Source organism: Streptomyces sp. WG5 (assembly GCF_049974565.1).
Classification (GTDB): domain Bacteria; phylum Actinomycetota; class Actinomycetes; order Streptomycetales; family Streptomycetaceae; genus Streptomyces.
The window spans coordinates 159,126-176,036 of the sequence record NZ_JBNGGC010000016.1; the positions used below are offsets into that span (position 1 = coordinate 159,126).

General features: G+C 71.9%; 15 protein-coding genes and 2 pseudogenes. 7 read left to right on the top strand and 10 right to left on the bottom strand.

Annotated elements, in window-relative coordinates; translation table 11 throughout:
- Window positions 1-70: 70 nt before the first annotated feature.
- Both ACP4IX_RS19165 and ACP4IX_RS19170 read left to right on the top strand, forming a co-directional pair.
- On the top strand, window positions 71-952 hold the full coding sequence (locus tag ACP4IX_RS19165; RefSeq protein WP_426521727.1) for a hypothetical protein: 882 nt from the start codon (window positions 71-73) through the stop codon (window positions 950-952).
- Window positions 953-1,047: 95 nt separating this feature from the next.
- Complete coding sequence (locus ACP4IX_RS19170) at window positions 1,048-1,584, top strand: NUDIX hydrolase family protein (RefSeq protein ID WP_426521728.1); 537 nt, start codon at window positions 1,048-1,050, stop codon at window positions 1,582-1,584.
- A gap of 66 nt (window positions 1,585-1,650) precedes the next feature.
- Here the strand turns inward: ACP4IX_RS19170 and mnhG are convergent, their stop codons facing one another.
- The 6 genes from mnhG to ACP4IX_RS19200 are packed head-to-tail and all read right to left on the bottom strand — an operon-like array spanning window position 1,651 to window position 8,239.
- A complete protein-coding gene (gene mnhG / locus ACP4IX_RS19175; protein WP_426521729.1) occupies window positions 1,651-2,016 on the bottom strand; it encodes a monovalent cation/H(+) antiporter subunit G in 366 nt (121 codons plus the stop codon).
- Window positions 2,013-2,300, bottom strand: coding sequence for a monovalent cation/H+ antiporter complex subunit F (locus ACP4IX_RS19180; RefSeq protein WP_426556204.1), 288 nt, complete (start codon window positions 2,298-2,300; stop codon window positions 2,013-2,015). Before ACP4IX_RS19180 ends, mnhG begins: the two co-directional genes overlap by 4 nt.
- 26 nt (window positions 2,301-2,326) lie before the next feature.
- Complete coding sequence (locus ACP4IX_RS19185) at window positions 2,327-2,926, bottom strand: Na+/H+ antiporter subunit E (protein ID WP_426521730.1); 600 nt, start codon at window positions 2,924-2,926, stop codon at window positions 2,327-2,329.
- Window positions 2,923-4,569, bottom strand: coding sequence for a Na+/H+ antiporter subunit D (locus tag ACP4IX_RS19190; RefSeq protein ID WP_426521731.1), 1,647 nt, complete (start codon window positions 4,567-4,569; stop codon window positions 2,923-2,925). Before ACP4IX_RS19190 ends, ACP4IX_RS19185 begins: the two co-directional genes overlap by 4 nt.
- Window positions 4,566-5,327, bottom strand: a complete 762-nt coding sequence (locus ACP4IX_RS19195; protein ID WP_426521732.1) for a Na(+)/H(+) antiporter subunit C — start codon at window positions 5,325-5,327, stop codon at window positions 4,566-4,568. The genes ACP4IX_RS19190 and ACP4IX_RS19195 overlap by 4 nt, the downstream gene beginning before the upstream one ends.
- On the bottom strand, window positions 5,324-8,239 hold the full coding sequence (locus ACP4IX_RS19200) for a Na+/H+ antiporter subunit A (protein ID WP_426556200.1): 2,916 nt from the start codon (window positions 8,237-8,239) through the stop codon (window positions 5,324-5,326). The genes ACP4IX_RS19195 and ACP4IX_RS19200 overlap by 4 nt, the downstream gene beginning before the upstream one ends.
- 512 nt (window positions 8,240-8,751) lie before the next feature.
- On the opposite strand from ACP4IX_RS19200, the gene ACP4IX_RS19205 reads away from it, so the two are divergent.
- The 4 genes and pseudogenes from ACP4IX_RS19205 to ACP4IX_RS19220 all read left to right on the top strand — a co-directional run bounded on the left by ACP4IX_RS19205 (window position 8,752) and on the right by ACP4IX_RS19220 (window position 12,492).
- On the top strand, window positions 8,752-9,960 hold the full coding sequence (locus ACP4IX_RS19205) for an MFS transporter (RefSeq protein WP_426521734.1): 1,209 nt from the start codon (window positions 8,752-8,754) through the stop codon (window positions 9,958-9,960).
- A 165-nt stretch (window positions 9,961-10,125) separates the two neighbouring features.
- On the top strand, window positions 10,126-10,686 hold the full coding sequence (locus tag ACP4IX_RS19210; protein ID WP_426521754.1) for a TetR/AcrR family transcriptional regulator: 561 nt from the start codon (window positions 10,126-10,128) through the stop codon (window positions 10,684-10,686).
- Between the two features lie 317 nt (window positions 10,687-11,003).
- A pseudogene (locus ACP4IX_RS19215) lies at window positions 11,004-11,576 on the top strand (excinuclease ABC subunit UvrA); the annotation flags it as partial.
- Between the two features lie 301 nt (window positions 11,577-11,877).
- Entirely contained in the window at window positions 11,878-12,492 is a 615-nt protein-coding gene (locus ACP4IX_RS19220; RefSeq protein WP_426556201.1) for a hypothetical protein, read from the top strand.
- 91 nt (window positions 12,493-12,583) lie between these two features.
- On the opposite strand, the gene ACP4IX_RS19225 is transcribed toward ACP4IX_RS19220, so the two are convergent.
- From ACP4IX_RS19225 to ACP4IX_RS19240, 4 genes are all read right to left on the bottom strand, one after another.
- The gene (locus ACP4IX_RS19225) at window positions 12,584-13,663 is read right to left on the bottom strand and encodes an arylcarboxylate reductase (protein WP_426521736.1); all 1,080 of its coding nucleotides are present in this window, start codon (window positions 13,661-13,663) and stop codon (window positions 12,584-12,586) included.
- Entirely contained in the window at window positions 13,660-14,622 is a 963-nt protein-coding gene (locus ACP4IX_RS19230; protein ID WP_426521737.1) for an ACP S-malonyltransferase, read from the bottom strand. The genes ACP4IX_RS19225 and ACP4IX_RS19230 overlap by 4 nt, the downstream gene beginning before the upstream one ends.
- Before the next feature lie 278 nt (window positions 14,623-14,900).
- Entirely contained in the window at window positions 14,901-15,125 is a 225-nt protein-coding gene (locus ACP4IX_RS19235; RefSeq protein ID WP_426521738.1) for a LuxR family transcriptional regulator, read from the bottom strand.
- A gap of 163 nt (window positions 15,126-15,288) precedes the next feature.
- Window positions 15,289-16,050 (bottom strand): thioesterase II family protein, encoded by a 762-nt coding sequence (locus ACP4IX_RS19240; protein WP_426521739.1) that lies wholly within the window; start codon window positions 16,048-16,050, stop codon window positions 15,289-15,291.
- Between the two features lie 399 nt (window positions 16,051-16,449).
- Between ACP4IX_RS19240 and ACP4IX_RS19245 the strand changes: the two are divergent.
- A pseudogene (locus ACP4IX_RS19245) lies at window positions 16,450-16,545 on the top strand (metallophosphoesterase); the annotation flags it as partial.
- Window positions 16,546-16,911 lie beyond the last annotated feature (366 nt).

Genomic DNA, 16,911 nt, shown 5'->3' on the forward strand with positions numbered 1-16,911 from the left:
GCGCACTGGTGGCCCGGAGGACGCGGTGATGCCCTTGGGACACTGCCACGTCCCTCAGGAGGCATCCGCGATGAGCCGTCGTCCGCCCCACCCCGTCCGTCTCCTCGCCTCCGCGCTCGCGGCCGGCACGCTGCTGGCCACGGCGGCCTGCTCGGACGACGGCGCTTCGGGCGCCGCCCCCGACACCGCCGCCGGACAGTCCGCCCGGGCCGCGGCGGAACAGGCTCCCACCGCGTCCCCGACCGGTTCCCCCACGGGGTCCCCGACCGGCTCCTCGACGGCCTCCCCGTCCGCCGCCCCGGCCCTCACCGAATCCGGCGCCAGGGCCGCCCTGCTCACCGAGGCCGACCTGGAGGGCGACTGGAACCAGGTCCAGGACGCGGACAAGTGGCGCGACCGGCTGCTCGTCGGCGAGGTCGACGTGTCCGACTTCCTCACGGCCAGGACCGACGCCGCCGACTGCCAGAAACTGCTGGACTCGCTCTACCGGGACGACCTGCTGGGCGAGCCGTCGGGTCCGTCGGCGCTCACCGGTTTCGAGCAGGGCGACTCCCGCCTGCTGGAACAGGTCGCCGGCTACGACCGCGCCGGGCTCGACGACCGCCTGAAGTGGCTGGACTCCCTGCCGGACACGTGCGACCAGTTCACCGCGACCGACGACTCCGGCGAGAAGCGCACGGTCCAGGTGACCGAGTCGTCCGTGCCCGACGTGGGCGACGCGCGCGAGGGCCTGCACGTGACCGTCCAGGGCACCGCCGCCGACAACCCGGCCACACTCACCCTGGAGATCGCGGCCGTACGCGTCGGCACCTCCGCCCTCACCCTCACGGGCGGCGGCCTGGACGGCGGCGAGCTCCCGTACGTGGAACAGGGAGTGCGACAGGGCACCGAGCGCCTGAAAACCGTCCTGGACGGCGGAACCCCGTCCCCGCAGCCCACCAACCCGGACTGAGACGGGCCGGCGGACGACGGCTGAGCGGCGTGGGACGGGTCACAGTCCCGGAGCACCGCCCGGGAAGCAGCAGCGGCTGAAAGTATGATCCAGCGATGTCTGACACGACCGAAACCACACCGGGCTGGCTGTCGACCGACGACCTCGAGATGGCACGCGCCCGCATGCCGATCCTGTACGTCGAGGCGGTGCCCGTGCGCGTCGACGACAGTGGCGAGGTCACCAGCGTCGGCCTGCTCCTGCGCATCGGGCCCGACGGAACGGTCAGCCGGACGCTGGTCTCCGGCCGGGTGCTGCACCACGAGCGGGTCCGGGACGCCCTGCTGCGCCACCTGGAGAAGGACCTCGGCCCGGTGGCGCTGCCCCGGGTCCCGTCCTCGCTCCAGCCGTTCACCGTGGCCGAGTACTTCCCCACGCACGGCGTCACGCCCTACCACGACCCCCGGCAGCACGCGGTCTCCCTCGCCTACGTCGTCCCGGTGGCCGGCGACTGCCGGCCCCGTCAGGACGCGCTGGACCTCGTCTGGTTCAGCCCGCAGGAGGCCCTGTCACCGGCGGTGCAGAGCGAGATGCCGGGCGGGCACGGGGTGCTGCTCAAGCAGGCGCTGGCGCATGTGGGCTGCGTGGACTGAGGGCTCGCTGGCCGGCCGGACCCCGGTGGCGCCGCACCGCCGACCGGCCGGCGGGGGCCCGCGGGGCTACTCCTCGGGCCGCTCCCCGTCGCTCAACTGCGGGTCCAGGTCGTCCCGGAGCAGCCCCCGGGACCCCGTCTGGCCGGTGCGGTAGGCGGAGCGGGCCACCAGGTGGGAGGCGACCGGGCCGGTGAGGAACTGGAAGAAGACGATGAGCGCGAGGGTGCCCAGGTCGATGCCGTGGCGCAGATGCAGCGCCACCCCGGCGAGGACGAGGAGCGTCCCGAGGGTCTGCGGCTTGGTGGCGGCGTGGCTGCGGGAGAGCACGTCGGGGAAGCGGAGCATCCCGATCACACCGAGCAGGCACTGCAGGCAGCCGAGGAACAACAGGGCCGCCCCGGTCAGGTCGGCGGCCTCGGCCCAGACGCTCACCGGTGGTCCTCCCTGCCGTCCGCCCGCACCGAGGGCCGGTCGCGTACGGCGATGAACCGGGCGATGCCCACCGAGCCCGTGAAGCCGAGGAAGGCGAGCACCAGCATCACGGGGAAGTAGAAGGAGTCGCCGTCGTGGGCGGCCTTGACGGCGATGCCGGCGATGATGAGCGCCGCCGCCACATCCAGGGCGACCGCGCGGTCCAGCATCGAGGGCCCGTACCAGATGCGGTACAGCAGCAGGGCGCCGGCGACGAGGATCATCACCAGCGAGGCGGCCAGCATGGCCTGTTCGACGGCGTGCAGGGTGGTCACGGGGAGGTGTCCCCTTCCGGTACGGGCCGGGCGGCGCGGGCGATGTCCTCGGCGGTGCCGAAGGCGCGGGCGACGAGTTCCTCCATGCGCCACACCGACCGCTGGGCGCTCTCGATCTCGCCGGGGTCGTCGGCGTCGAGGACGTGCAGGAACACGGTGGCCGTCGACCGGCGCACCTCGATCACCGAGCCGCCGGGGACGTTGGAGACGGCGACGGCGGTGGCCGTGAGCATGAGGTCGCTGCGCACCCGCAGCGGGACGGCGACGACGGCGGCGTGGTAGGGGCCCTGGGCGAAGATCTGCCGGGTGACCTCGACACTGGAGGAGAACATGTCGTACAGCAGGTAGGCCGCGAGGCGCAGGATGCCCAGCGGGCGCAGCCGCAGGCCGAGGTCGACGGCGGGCAGCGGGAAGGCGAGGCACAGGCACACCGCGACGATGACGCCGTTGACGAGGTTGGCCCAGGACGGGGTGCCCCACAGCAGGATCCAGATGACCGTGAGCCAGGCGATGAGCGGCAGGTCGAGAACGCGTCTGCCGCCGCCGATACGGAACGACCAGCTGTAGGGGGACCGGTCGCGGTAGAGGTTGCTCACCGGCCGAGCACCGCCTCGATGTAGGGGGTGCGGGCGAGGAGTTCGGCGGCGGCGGCGTCGGTGAAGGTGGTGAGGGGGCCGCCGAGCACGGTGTAGAGCAGACCGAGGGCGACGGCGGCGCCGGTCGCCACCAGCATCGGCCAGGGCAGCCGCCTGGTGGTGGTGATGGACTGCCCCAGGAAGCCCGCGGAGACCACGGCGCCCGCCGGTACCGGCAGGCCGCTCCCGGAGCCGGTCGCCTCCCCGTCCTCGTCGTCGCCGGACTCGTCGCCCGGCTCGTCCCCGGCGGACTCCAGGACCACGCCCTCGCCCCCGGCACCCGGCGGGGCGTCGCGCCAGAACGCGAGGTTCCAGACCTTGGCCATGACGTAGAGGGTGAGCAGGCTGGTGGCGGCGGACCCGGCGACCAGCGCCCAGGCCCAGCCGCCGCCGTTGTCGACGCCCGCCCGCATCAGGCCGAGCTTGCCGATGAACCCGGACAGCGGCGGGATGCCGGCGAGGTTCATGGCGGGCACGAAGAACAGCACGGCGAGCAGCGGCGCCGTCCTCGCGAGGCCGCCGAGGCGGGTGAGTTCCGTGGTGCCGCCCCGCCGCTCGACGAGCCCGGCGACGAGGAAGAGGGTGGTCTGCACGGTGATGTGGTGGGCCACGTACACGATCGCACCGGCGATCGCACCGCGCCCGGCGAGCGCGATGCCGAAGACCATGTAGCCGATGTGGCTGATGAGGGTGAAGGAGAGCACCCGCTTCAGGTCGGTCTGGGCGACCGCGCCGAGGATGCCGATGACCATGGAGGCGAGCGCGGCGAGCATCAGCAGGTCACCGAGGCGGTGGCCGGGGAAGAGCAGGGTCTGGGTGCGCAGCATCGAGTACACGCCGACCTTGGTCAGCAGGCCGGCGAAGACCGCGGTGACCGGCGCGGGCGCGGTCGGGTAGGAGTCGGGCAGCCAGGCCGCGAGCGGGAACACCGCCGCCTTGATCGCGAAGACCGTCAGCAGCATCGCCTCCAGCAGGGTGCGCACCCCGACCGGGACGTCCTGCAGCCGCCCCGCGAGCTGGGCGAAGTTCACGGTCCCCGCGACCGAGTACGTCATGGCGATCGCGACGAGGAACAGCACCGAGGAGAACAACGAGATGATCACGTACGTCGACCCGGCCCGGATGCGGGTCGCGGTGCCGCCGATGGTGAGCAGGACGAAGCTCGCGACGAGCATGATCTCGAAGCCGACGTAGAGGTTGACGAGGTCGCCGGCGAGGAAGGTGCAGGACACGCCGGCCACGAGGATGAGGTAGGCGGGGTGGAAGACGCCGACCGGTGTCTGGTCGTCGCGGTCGGCCATGCCCTGGCCCAGCGAGTACAGGTTGACGAGCAGGGTGACGGCGCTGGACACGGTGAGCATCAGGCCCGCGAGCCGGTCGGCGACGAGGGTGATGCCGATCGGCGGCGCGAAGTCGCCGAGGTGCACGCTGAGCGGGCCGTGGCGGTCGGCGGCCACCATGAGGAGCACGGAGAGCACGAGGACCGCGCCGAGCACGGCGAGGGTGATGAAGCGCTGGAACCGCTGGAGCCGGGGGCCGATGGCCAGCTTCAGGCCCGTGACGCACAGGGGCAGCAGGACGGGGAGGGGGACGAGCGCGTTCACCTGGTTCCTTCCGTGCCGGCGCCCTCGGGGTCGTCGGGCTGGTCGGGCGGCGGGTGGCCGGAGTCCTCGCCGGGGTGGGAGTCGGGCTCGCGGCCGGACTCCTCGGGGTCGTTGGAGGGCCCGGCGACACGGGCCGGCGCCGGTCCGGGCCGGCCCGCCGCGTCGGTGGAGCCCAGTTCCCGCCCTTCCCGGTAGTCCTCGGGGTCGGCGCCGAGGATGTCGTTCCACAGGTTCCCGGAGACGTCGTTGGCGCGGGCCTGGTAGGCCCGTTCCTCGCGGACCCTCCGGCGCAGCCGTTTGCGTGCGGCGCGGTAGCGGGCGCCCAGTTCGGGGTCGGTGCCGTGCTCGGCGCGGGCTTCGCGGTAGCGGTCCCGCAGTTCGCCGCGCCGGTCGAGGAACTCGGCGCGCAGGGCGACCAGCCGGTCCTCGGTGTCGTCGCTGATCTCGTCGGAGCCGGTGACCTGGTGGCTGCGGTAGGCCATGGCGAGCAGGAACGCGGTGGTGGCGAGGGTGATGACGATCGCGGTGAGGGCGATGGCCTGGGGCAGCGGGTCGGTGACCCGGTTGCGGATGACGTGCGGGTAGAGCAGCGGCGCGTTGCCCGCGCTGCCCGTCGAGGCGAGGACCAGCAGGTTGACGCCGTTGCCGAGGACGACCGCGCCGAGCAGGATCCGGGTCAGCGACCGGGTCAGCAACAGGCTGCCGCCGACGGCGCTGAGGACGGCGGCCGCCACCAGGAGGGAGAGGCTCACGGTCATGCGGGGCCCGCCTCCGCGCGCGGGCCGCGCCGGCCGGCGGCCCGTTCGATCTGCCGGTCGACGCGGGCGCCGAGGGCCCGCACGATGTCCAGGACCACGCCGAGCACGAGGAGGTAGACCCCGCAGTCGAAGAGGACGGCGGTGGACAGGTGGGCGTCTCCCCACACGGGCAGGTGGCCGTGCCAGGTCCAGCCGTGCAGCACGGTGCCCTCGGCGAGGCCGCCCAGCGCGACCCCGGTGGACAGGAACAGCCCCAGGCCGGTGAACAGGCCCGCCTTGAAGGGCACGGCGTCGGCGAGCTCGTGCCGCCCGCCCGCGAGATAGCGGGCGATGAAGGCGACGCCGGCGGTCAGGCCCGCGACGAAGCCGCCGCCCGGCAGGTTCTCCGCGCACATGAGCAGGTAGACGGAGAGGACGAGGATCGGATGGAAGATGAGGCGGGCGACCACTTCCAGGACGAGGGAGCGGCGCTCGGGTGCGAGGGTGGAGCTGGCCGCGAGCCAGGTCCGCTCCGGCGCGCCCTCGTCGCCGCTGGGCAGGCCCGCGAGTTCGTACGGGGTCGCCCGCCAGGCGGTGCGCAGGCCGGCGTGCGGGTGGTCCCCGGGCAGCGGCAGGACGGGCTGCTCGGCGTCGTCGGTGCGGCGGTGCAGGTAGATGAGGCTGGTGACGCCGATCGCGGCGGCGGCGAGCACCGCGGACTCCCCCATGGTGTCCCAGGCCCGCAGGTCGACGAGGATCGTCGCGACGACGTCCTTCAGGCCGTGGTGCGCGGTCTCCTCGACCATCGCCGCTCCGGCGCTGTCGGCCCGGCGGTGCCCCGCCATGATCCAGACGACGACGGCGACGGCGGCGCCGCCCGCGAGCGCGACCGGCATCCGCAGTGCGCGCCGCCACCGGCTGTAGTTCTCCTCGAAGTACACCGGCATCCTGCGCAGCACGAGCACGAAGACGATCATCGAGACGGTCTCCACGCCGAACTGGGTCAGCGCGAGGTCGGGCGCGCCCTGTGCGACGAAGAGCAGCGCGGTGCCGTATCCGGTGAGACCGGCGAACACGACGGCCTTCATCCGGCGCCGCACTCCCAGGCACAGCAGGGCGGCCGCGCAGGTCAGCAGCGCGACACCGGCCTGGGCCGGGTGGTCCCACAACCGCGGGGCGGGGACCGCGGTCCAGGGTTCGTCCGCGACGAGGACGGCGATCTGCCCGGCGAGGACCACGCTCATGGTCGTCACGAGGTACACCGACAGCGAGCCGCGCTGCACGAAACCGGTGCACTGCAGGGCGGTGCGCTCCAGCGCGAGCAGCAGCCGTCCGAAGACCCGGTCGGCGGAGCGCCAGGCGAGGGCCTGTCCGGCCCGCTGGACGGGGCCCGCGGCGAGGAACAGCAGGACACCGCCCGCCCAGGCCGCGCAGGACAGGCCGAGGGCGAGGCCCGGCCCGTGCCACAGCGCCAGGTGGTACGGGTGGGCGGGCAGGGGGAACTGCTCGGCGTAGGTGCCGAGGAGCCCTTGGAGCCAGGGCACGCCGGGGCCGAGGACGAGGCAGGCCAGGGCGAGCACGGCGGGCGGCGCGAGGAAGGCCGGCGGGACGGCGTGCGGGTCGGTGTCGGGGGCGCCGGGCTTGCGGGCGAAGGCGCCCCACAGGTAGCGCAGCGTGTAGGCGGTGGTCAGGGCCGAGCCGACGACGGTCGCGGCGAGCGCCCAGCGGTCGGCGGTGTTCCCGTCCAGGAGGGCCTGGAAGGCGGCCTCCTTGGCGGTGAAGCCGAGCAGCGGCGGTACGGCGGCCATGGACAGCCCGGCGACGACGGCGACGGCGCACACGGCGGGCAGCCGGCGCCCGAGCCCGGAGAGTCTGCGCAGGTCGCGGGTGCCGGTGGCGTGGTCGATGATCCCGGTGACCAGGAAGAGCGGGGCCTTGAAGAGGGCGTGGCCGAGGATCATGGCGGTGGCGGCGAGGCCGGTGTCGTGGCGGCCCGCGCCGGTGAGGACGGTGAGGAAGCCGAGCTGGCTGACGGTGCCGTGGGCGAGGACGAGTTTGAGGTCGTGCAGGCGCAGCGCCCGCCAGCCGCCCAGCAGCATCGTCGCGGAGCCCAGGACGAGCAGCATCGGCCGCCAGGGGGTGACCTCCGCGAAGGCGGGGGCGAGCCGGGCGATGAGGTAGACGCCTGCCTTGACCATCGCGGCGGCGTGCAGGTAGGCGCTGACCGGGGTGGGGGCGGCCATGGCGTTGGGCAGCCACAGGCTGAACGGCCAGATCGCGGACTTGGAGAGGGCGCCGACGAGGATCAGCACGATCGCCGTGGACAGTGCCGCCGACGCGGGCGGCGGGTCGGCGAGGATCGCCGAGATCCGGTAGGTGTCCGCCTGGTGGCCCAGGATCAGGAAGCCGACGAGCATGGTCAGTCCGCCGAGCGTGGTGACCGTCAGGGCCTGCAGGGCGCTGCGCCGGTTCCGCTTGTGGTCGCTGGTCTGGCCGATCAGCAGGTAGGAGAAGACGGTCGTCAGTTCCCAGAAGATGTAGAGCAGGATGAGATCGTCGGCGAGGACCAGGCCGAGCATCGCCCCGGCGAAGGCCAGGAGGTTCCCGGCGAACCTGCCCAGCTGCCGCGACCGGTCGTCGAAGTACGAGGCGCAGTAGACCAGGACGAGGGTGCCCACTCCCGCGGCGAGCAGCACCATGAGTTCGGCGAGGGCGTCCAGCCGCAGGGCCCAGTCCACGTGGTAGGCGGGCAGCCAGGCCCACTCGGAGGTGTCGGCGCCGCCCGCGGCCGTCGAGCTCCACCGGGTGGCCGCCCAGACGGCCGCCGCCGCGGGCGGCAGGGCCAGCACGAGGAAGGCACGGGTTCCGCACCACCTCACCAGCGGCGCGGCGAACAGCGCGAGCACGAAGTGGCAGAGGACGAGTGCGGTCATGCGGGTCCGTGCGAGGGCACGGGGGCGGCGGAAGGACAGGACACCCGACAGTGATATATCGGGCATCCGGTCTGAGCGCCCAGGCACGCCGCAGTGTCCGCGACGCCACCGGACCGGCCCCGGGCCGAGCCGGCTTCCGTGACCTGCTGATCGAGGGGTGCTTCCGGAGCTCTCCGGAAGCACCCCTCGGTCTGCGCCGGGCGGCGAGAACGCCACCGGGGCGACCGCCGAGCAGGCCATGGGCCCGCTGTCGGATGCCGCGACCTGGCGGGCTCGAACGGCCGGAGCGTCAGCGGTGTCGGCGATCCGTTCTCCGGTCGTAGCACCGTCCCCGGCAGTGCGTACAGATGTCCGCACTAGTGTGTACAATCGTCCGCAGTAGTCGGATCGCCATGGATGCCGACCCGGATCGTTTCCCTCGGACGCACCAGCGAGAGGGGTGATGACCCGCCGTCGCCGTGCAGTGCCGCACGCGCGAGTCAAGACCACCGACCCACCCCTGGGAGATTTCCGTGCCCATCGCCCTGTTGGCCCTGGCCATCGCCTCGTTCGGAATCGGGACAGCCGAGTTCGTGATGATGGGTCTGCTGCCCGAAGTGGCCGCCGACCTGCACGTGTCGATCCCCGCCGCCGGCGGATACATCTCGCTGTACGCGCTCGGCGTCGTCATCGGCGCACCGGTGCTGACCCTGCTCGGACTGAGGGCCCGCCGGAAGACGACGCTGCTCTCCTTGCTGGCCCTGTTCGTCGTCGGCAACCTGTTCTCCGTGTTCGCGGTGAGTCACGAGTCGCTGCTGGCGGCCCGGTTCGTCACCGGCCTGCCGCACGGCGCGTTCTACGGCATGGGCACGGTGGTGGCGGCCGGCCTGGTCCCCGCCGAGCGCCGCGGGCGAGCCATCGCGACGGTGTTCCTGGGCCTGACCATCGCCAATATCGTCGGCGTGCCCGTCGGCACCCAGATCGGCGCCGCCTTCGGCTGGCGCTGGGCGTTCGCCGTGGTCGCCGTGATCGGCGTGATCGCGCTCGCGGCTGTGGCGGCCCTGGTGCCCCGGCAGCCCAAGCCCACCGGGGTCAGCGTGCGCGGTGAGCTGGGGGCCTTCCGGCGCCCCCAGGTGTGGCTGTCCTTCGGCGTCGTCGCGTTCGGCTTCGCCGCGATCTTCTCCTTCTTCAGCTACATCAAGCCCGTGCTCACCGACGTGACCGGCTTCAGCGCCACTGCCGTCACCCCGCTGCTGGCCGTCTTCGGCGTCGGCATGACCGCGGGAACCGCGCTCGGCGGCCGGCTGGCCGACCGCTCGCCGCTGAAGACGCTGTACGCGGGCATCTCCGCACTGGCGGTGTCGCTGGCGGTGTTCGCGCTGACCGCGCAGAACCCGGTCATGGCCTCGGTCATGGTCTTCCTGATCGGCGCGACCGCGTTCACCGCGATCCCGAGCATCCAGGCGCGCATCCTGGACCAGGCCGAGGACGCCCCGGCCATGGGGTCGGCGAGCATCCATTCGGCCTTCAACATCGCCAACTCGCTGGGCGCCTACCTCGGCGGCGCGGTGATCGCGGCCGGGTTCGGGATGGTGGCGCCGAGCTGGGTCGGCGTGCTGCTGGCACTGGTCGGTCTGGGCTTCGCGGTGCTGTCGGGCCGGCTGGACCGCCGTTCGCGGCGCCACGAGACCGTCGCGCACCGGCCCGTACACGCGACGGAACCCGAGCTCTCGGACGTGTGAGCCGCGACTCCTCGACCCGAACGCGCGCCCTGACGGAGAGCATCGCGCGCCGTCCCCGCCGAACATGCGACCGGTCCGCCCGACGGAGTTCGCCGCGTACGCGCACACCCAAGTGTGTACAATTGTGCGCAGTGGAGGAGGCTGGTGCCAGTGAGTACACGCCGGGTGCCCAACGATCCCGGGCGGCCCCTGCGGATCTTGGATGCCGCGCTCGAGGTGGCCGCGGAGGAGGGGACGCGCCGGGTGAATCATCGGCGCGTGGCGGCCAGGGCCGGTGTGCCACTGGGTTCGGTGACGTACTACTTCCCCACGGCGGAGAGGCTGGTCGTGGAGATGTTCCGTCACCTGTCGACGACGCGAGTGGTGCCGCTGGCCGAGCTGTCCCAGCCGATGACGAGGTCTCAGCTCATCGACCGGATCACGTCGGTCGTCGCCGGGGAGAACCGTGTCAGCTCGTTCTACCAGCAGCTGAGCTACGAAATGGTCGTCTACGGACACACCCATCCGGATGTCGCCGCCCTCGCCAGTGAGTGGCACGACCGGTGGCGTGCCGCCTTGGCGGTGAACATGTCGCCCCAGTCCGCTCGGACCGTGGTTGCCCTGATCGACGGGTGGCTGTTGCAGGACGGGGTGGAGACGGTTCCCCTCACTGCTCAGGTCGTCCGCTCGCAGCTCGAGGCCGTACTGGTGGGCCTCGAGGGACCCGCTCCGGACGACGAGGCGTGACCGGCGGTCCATCGCCCCCTTCCTGAACCGGCATGCCTGGCGCTCCGATCACCGCGCGGCTCGCCTGCCTGCACTGATGCCGCCGACAAGGACACGACCTCATGAACCACAGCCGTCCCACGGCGCCCGAGACGATCGAGGTGCGCGGTGCGCGTGTGCACAACCTCAAGAACATCGACGTCTCGGTGCCCCTGAATCAGCTGGTGTCGATCGCGGGCGTCTCCGGATCGGGGAAGTCCTCCCTGGCCCTCGGTGTGCTGTACGCGGAGGGATCCAGCCGCTATCTGGAGGCCCTGTCCAGCTACACCCGCCGTCGGATGAGTCGGGCTGCCCGCCCCGCGGTGGATGCCGTCGAGCACGTGCCCGCCGCCTTGGCACTGCGCCAGCGGCCGGGGGTCGCGGGCGTCCGGTCGACGTTCGGGACCTCGACCGAGCTGCTGAACGGCCTGCGGCTCGTCTATTCGCGGCTCGGCTCGCACCTGTGCCCGGACGGACACCGCCGGACGCCCACCCTGAAGGCCGCCACCGGGGCCCAGCCGACCTGCCCCGAGTGCGGCGTCGTGTTCGATCCGCCCGAGGCCGAGGACTTCGCCTTCAACAGCGCCGGCGCCTGCGCCAACTGCCAGGGGACCGGATTCGTCCGCGAGATCGACGACTCCGCCCTCGTCCCCGACGAGAGCAAGTCGATCCGGGACGGCGCGGTCGCCTCCTGGGCCTCGTTCGGGCTCATGGGGAACGCCCAGGTCGCCGAGGCCCTCGGGGTACGCGGCGACGTGCCCTTCTCCGAGCTGACCGACGAAGAGCGCGACATCGTCCACAACGGCCCGGCCGAGGAGCGGCTGATCCCGTTCCGCTCGAAGAACGGCAAGGTCTTCGACGTCAATCTGACGTACCGCAACGCTCGCAGGGCCGTGGCGGAATCGCTGAAGAAGGCCGACACGGAGAAGGGCCTGGGGCGTCTCGAGCGGTTCCTCACCACACGGACCTGCCCGGCGTGCAAGGGGACGCGGCTGAACGACCGGGCCCGGTCCACGCTGGTCGACGGCCTCTCCATCGACCGAGCGGCAGGGACGCGTCTACGCCGCCCTCCCCGCGGCCAAGGAACAGGGTTACAAGCCCGGCGACTTCTCCTACAACACCGGCAAGCTGCGCTGCCCCGAATGCGACGGAACCGGCCAGATCTCACTCGACGTGCAGTTCCTGCCCGACGTCGACGTCCTCTGCCCGCAATGCCAGGGATCGCGGTACGCCCCCGAAGCACACGGCATCGTCCGCGAACGCGCCGACGGCACCACCGACGGCGACGCGCTGAGCCTGCCCCAGGCGCTCGCGCTCACCGTGGAGGAAGCCATCGCCGCCCTCGGCGACCTGAAGAAGATCCGCATCCGCCTGCAGCTCCTCGCCGACCTCGGCCTGGGCTACCTCACCCTCGGCGAGTCCACCACGGCCCTGTCCGGCGGCGAAGCCCAACGCCTCAAGCTCGCCTCCGACATCGACCGGAAGCAGCACGACAGCCTCTTCGTCCTCGACGAACCCTCCATCGGACTGCACCCTCTCGACGTCCAGGTCCTCCTGCGGGTCCTGCAACGCCTCATCGACAACGGCGCAACCGTCGTGATCATCGAACACGACCTCGACATGATCACCAACGCCGACTACCTCGTCGACCTCGGCCCCGGCGGAGGAGCGGCAGGCGGCCGGATCGTCGCCACCGGCACTGCCGCACAGGTCTCGGCCGACCCCGCCAGCATCACCGGCCGCTACCTGCGCCAGGCGCCCGCGCCCCCGGACGGGACGGCCGGATGAGGTCCGCAGGGGACCTCCGCCCCGGGCAGCAGCCGGCGACAGCCCGGGTCGGATGCCCCCCGGCAACCTGTCGTCGCCTCGGGGCGACGGTTCAGTAGAGGCCCTCGGGGGACGAGTTGGTGGTCTGGAGGGGGCGGATGTTGGCGACGCCGTCGGTGGGCCAGTGGTCGGTCGGATGGCGGAGGGCCTGGTCGCGTTCCAGGATGTTGGGGAGGAAGAGGTCCTCGTGGAGGACGGTGAGCCGTACCTGGCCGACCGTGCCCGGGGCGACCGGGGCCGAGAAGTCGCTCTTGTCGACCACCGCCATGGTGACCTGCGGATAGTTCGGGACGTAGCTGATCAGCTCGCCGTCCTGCTCGATGTCCAGGCAGGCCGCGTTGCCGAAGGTGTTGCCGTAGGTCAGTCCGCAGATCCCGCCCTGCAGGGCGGCGGTGAAGGTCCGGTACATGTCGGCGCTGATCTGGGTGCCGCTCAGACGTACGCCGTCCAGGGCCGCGACCAGTTCGGGCCGGTGCCGGCAGAGGGCCTGGAGGAGGGCCGGGGTGGTGTTGAGGTAGTGGACCCGGCCCTGCCTGAGGACGTCGGTGATCTGCTCCAGCAGGTGGGTGGTGTAGTCGCTGACCTCGGCCATGCGTCCCGCCCGGATGAGGCGTTTGACCCACCGGGGATCCATGTCCACGGCGTACACCTGGCCGGCGTGGAGTTCGGACACCTCCCGGACGCCGTTCCCGATCAGGTGCGGTCCGGTGGGGGTGGCCTGCAGCCAGGTGCGGCTCGGCGCGAATCCTTCCCGTACGAAGGACCAGCGACGCCAGATCGCCCGGTGCCGCAGCATGTCAGGGGTGTAGAACGCCCGGCAGGGGGTGCCGGTGGTGCCTCCGCTGTCCCAGACCCGTCCAGCCAGTGGCCTGGGCACCGACAGCGGGACGAGGTCCGCGGGGTCCTCGTCGCGCAGCCGGTCGAGCGGGAACGGGCCGAAGGCTCCGAGCTGGTCGTAGCGGGTGATGTCGCGGGGGTCGAAGCCCAGACGGGGGGCCTGCTCCAGCCAGTAGGGGCTCCCGGACACCGGGTCGAAGTGCCGCCGGACCACGGTGCGGGTCCACTCGTCGAGGTCGGTGTCCAGCCATCGCGCGATCTGGGCGTCCGGGTCGGCGCGGGTGGCGGCGGTCACGACAGGGCCGGGGCGCCGGAGAGGTCGATGCCGAGGTCGTAGGCGGTGGTCAGGGCCTGCTCGATGTGCTCGGGCTGCTCGACGTGCACCACCGGGAAGGGGAACGCGAGGATGCCCTCGGGGATGGAGGGGCCCATCACCAGCCCGAGCCGTACGCCCTGCTCCTTCATCCCGCCGTAGACGTCGACCAGGCTGATCGGGCTCGTGGAGTTGCGCTGGAAGAGGTCCCTGACGTCGGCCGCGGTGCGCAGGACCTTGGGCTCCAGGCAGGACAGCAGCGGGAGTTCGGGGTCGGTGAAGGGCATCGCGTCGATGCGCGGGGCCATGAAGTCGCGGTAGGGCCGGCGCAGCGGGGTGTGGACGGCGATGGTGCGTCCGGGGAGCGGCACGACCGTTCCCGGTGGGGCGTCGGCGGCGAGCGCGCCGAGTGCTTCGGTGTGGCCGGCGAGCATCATGATGCGCTGGGTGCCGTCGGCTGTGGGGCCGAAGTCGCCCGCCAGGTAGATGCCGGGGACGTTCTCGCCCGGGTGGGAGGGGGCACCGTCGGCGAGGGAGCCGAAGGCGATGGCTATCCCCTGCCGCGGGTCTTCGGCGGGCGGTTCCGGGACGTCGCGGGAGCCGGCCAGCATCTCGAACAGTTCCCGTCGCCCCAGCGCTCCGGCGAGACAGCTGGCGGTCATCGCGCCGAGGCTGAGGCCGCCGATGGCCGCGGGGCGCATGCCGAACGAGGCGAGTACGTCGTGTATGCCGATCGCCAGAGCGGCTTCGCGGACAGTGCCGACGCTCTGGCGCTCCTCCTGGTCGGTCGGGAGGTCTTCCTCCAGGATCTGTCCGACCGTCAGCCCGGTCCACGCGGAAACTTGTTCGTACCAGCTCTGCACGACCTCGTAGGTGCGGTAGATCTCCAGGCCCTGCGGTTCGGTCCCGACGCCACCGCCGAACAGGTATCCCAGACTCATGACAGCTCCTGTGGGTTGATGTGAAAGGAGAGGGCTGTGGTGCGGCCCAGGTGCAGTACAGCGGAAATGCGCATGACAGCACAATGCCGCATGACCCGGCGTTCGGCCGGACCGTCGAAAACCTGTCGCGTGGCGCGATATCGATACGATGTCCAGCTCTGGGAAAATGTCCGGCAGCATACCGGCGGAGTTCGTTTCCCACCTTCGGAAGGTACCTTTTCGGCCCTCCATCCGGGAGGAATCCCGCGGAGAGGGATCGGGGAACAGTGCCCCGCCCTCTAGGGTTCAAGGAATTCCGGGAGGACGCGGGGCGGCCATGCCCCGACGCTCAGCACACCGAGAGAGTGCGCCCGGGAAATCAGAGCGGCCCGGTTCGCGGCCTGGAAATGGCGCATCATCAGCCCGATGCGGTACTCGATGCCCTGTCGGCTCAGATAGAGCGATGCCGCCAGCCGAACGGTCGGGGTGCCGACCGCGACACCTTCCAGGATGCGGACGTCCACGGCGGTCAGCCGCGGGACTCCCTTGCGGGCGGACGGGCCCCCGCCCGGCGGACGGGCGTCGCCGGCGGGCCCGGACCTCGGCGGCCGCGGCGCGGGCTTGGTCTCCTCAGAGGTCGCTGACGGTGTCACTCCCCGGTCCCCCTTCTCTGTCGTCCGTGGTCTCTCAGGTGCGCAGCGTGCCGGCGAGGTGGTCACGGAGCATGCCGGTCACCTCGTTCGCCCGGCTGCTGAGGTAGAAGTGCCCGCCGGGGAAGACCTTGAGGTCGAACGCGGCCGTCGTGCGGTCGCGCCAGTGCGCGGCCTCGGGAACCGGTGTCCAGGGGTCCTGGTCCCCCACCACGGCGGTGACCGGGCAGGTGACCGCGGCGTCGCGGTCGGCCAGGTAGGCCCCCAGGGCCCGATAGTCGCCGCGCAGCGCGGGCAGCACCATCCGCAGCAGTTCCTCGTCCTCCAGGAGCCGGGCGTCGGTGCCGCTCATGGCCCTGACCTCTGCCACGATGCCCTCGTCGTCGAGTGGGTGGGAGGGCCCGGGCCGGTCCGCGGACGGACCCTTGCGGCCGGAGACGAAGAGGTGGTCGATCCGGCCGCCCGCGCGCTCGATCCGCCGGGCCACCTCGAAGGCGACGAGCGCGCCCATGCTGTGTCCGAAGAGAGTCAGGGGGAGGTCGTCCCAGCGGCGCAGCGCTTCGGACACTTCGTCGGCCATGCGGTGCAGGTCCTGGACGCCGGGTTCCTCCCGGCGGTCCTGCCTGCCGGGGTACTGCACGGCCAGGACGTCGACCGGTCCGCACAGCGCGGCGGATACCGGGAAGTAGAAACTCGCCGAGCCGCCGGCGTGCGGAAAGCAGACCAGTCGGCGCGTGGCCGTCGGCGAGGGATGGAAGCGACGGCACCACAGGTCGCTGCCTAAAGAGAGCGAGGTCATGTCGGCCTCTTATTCCTTTCTCGAAATTATCCGCGCGAGGCCGGCGAGCGGCGCTTGGCGATCACGCGGGACGTCCTCCGCACCGGTGGGTCGGCCAGTACGCGCTAATGCGGAGAGCGCCGAGCGACGGTGATCGGCGAGTCACGGGCACCGCATATGACAGCCTGCCACGCCCCTTGGAATGTCAGCAAGTACGCATCTCAGCGTATCCGGCGACTCGCCCCCGCGTTCAATTCCGCCTGTTTCTTCGATAAATGGCGAGAACCTTGCGGTGCAGAATCAATCCTGTGGGATTTGCTTGGCTCCGACTCCGCGGCAACGGTCCGGCCGGACCGCGCAGCACGAATGCGGCCGAGGAGGCGCGGGCACCTCACGGCAGGGCTGTCCGGCGTCAGCGACCTCCGCCGACGCGTGGGCGTCATCACGTCCGAGGGCCCGTATCCGGTCCGGACGGGGCCGGGCGGACCTGTGACGGTGGCCCCGCTGTTCCTCCTGTAGGGCTGCGGCTTCCGGCCACCCGGAGTGGCGGACGCGGGACGGTGCCGGCCCTGGCGGAGGCCGCCTGCGATGAGGTGTCCCTCGGCACGTCCGCGCGCGCGTGGCAGCGGTGGGCAGGGGAGCCGCTGCCGCGTGAGCCGTTCCCCGGCCGGGTCACCAGGCCGAGGGCGGTGCGGCAGCAGCGGTTCACCGGCCGCTGGGCCGTGGTGGACGGCCTGGTCCTGACCGCCGTGAGGGTGCCGTGCAGCGTAAACCCGGCATGAGCGCAAGGCCCTCGCTCTAGGAATATATCTAAATACGACAGGAGCGCGTTGACCCCTTACTCGGTCACCTAAGACGCTGGAAGCAGTCTTGCCCACCGGT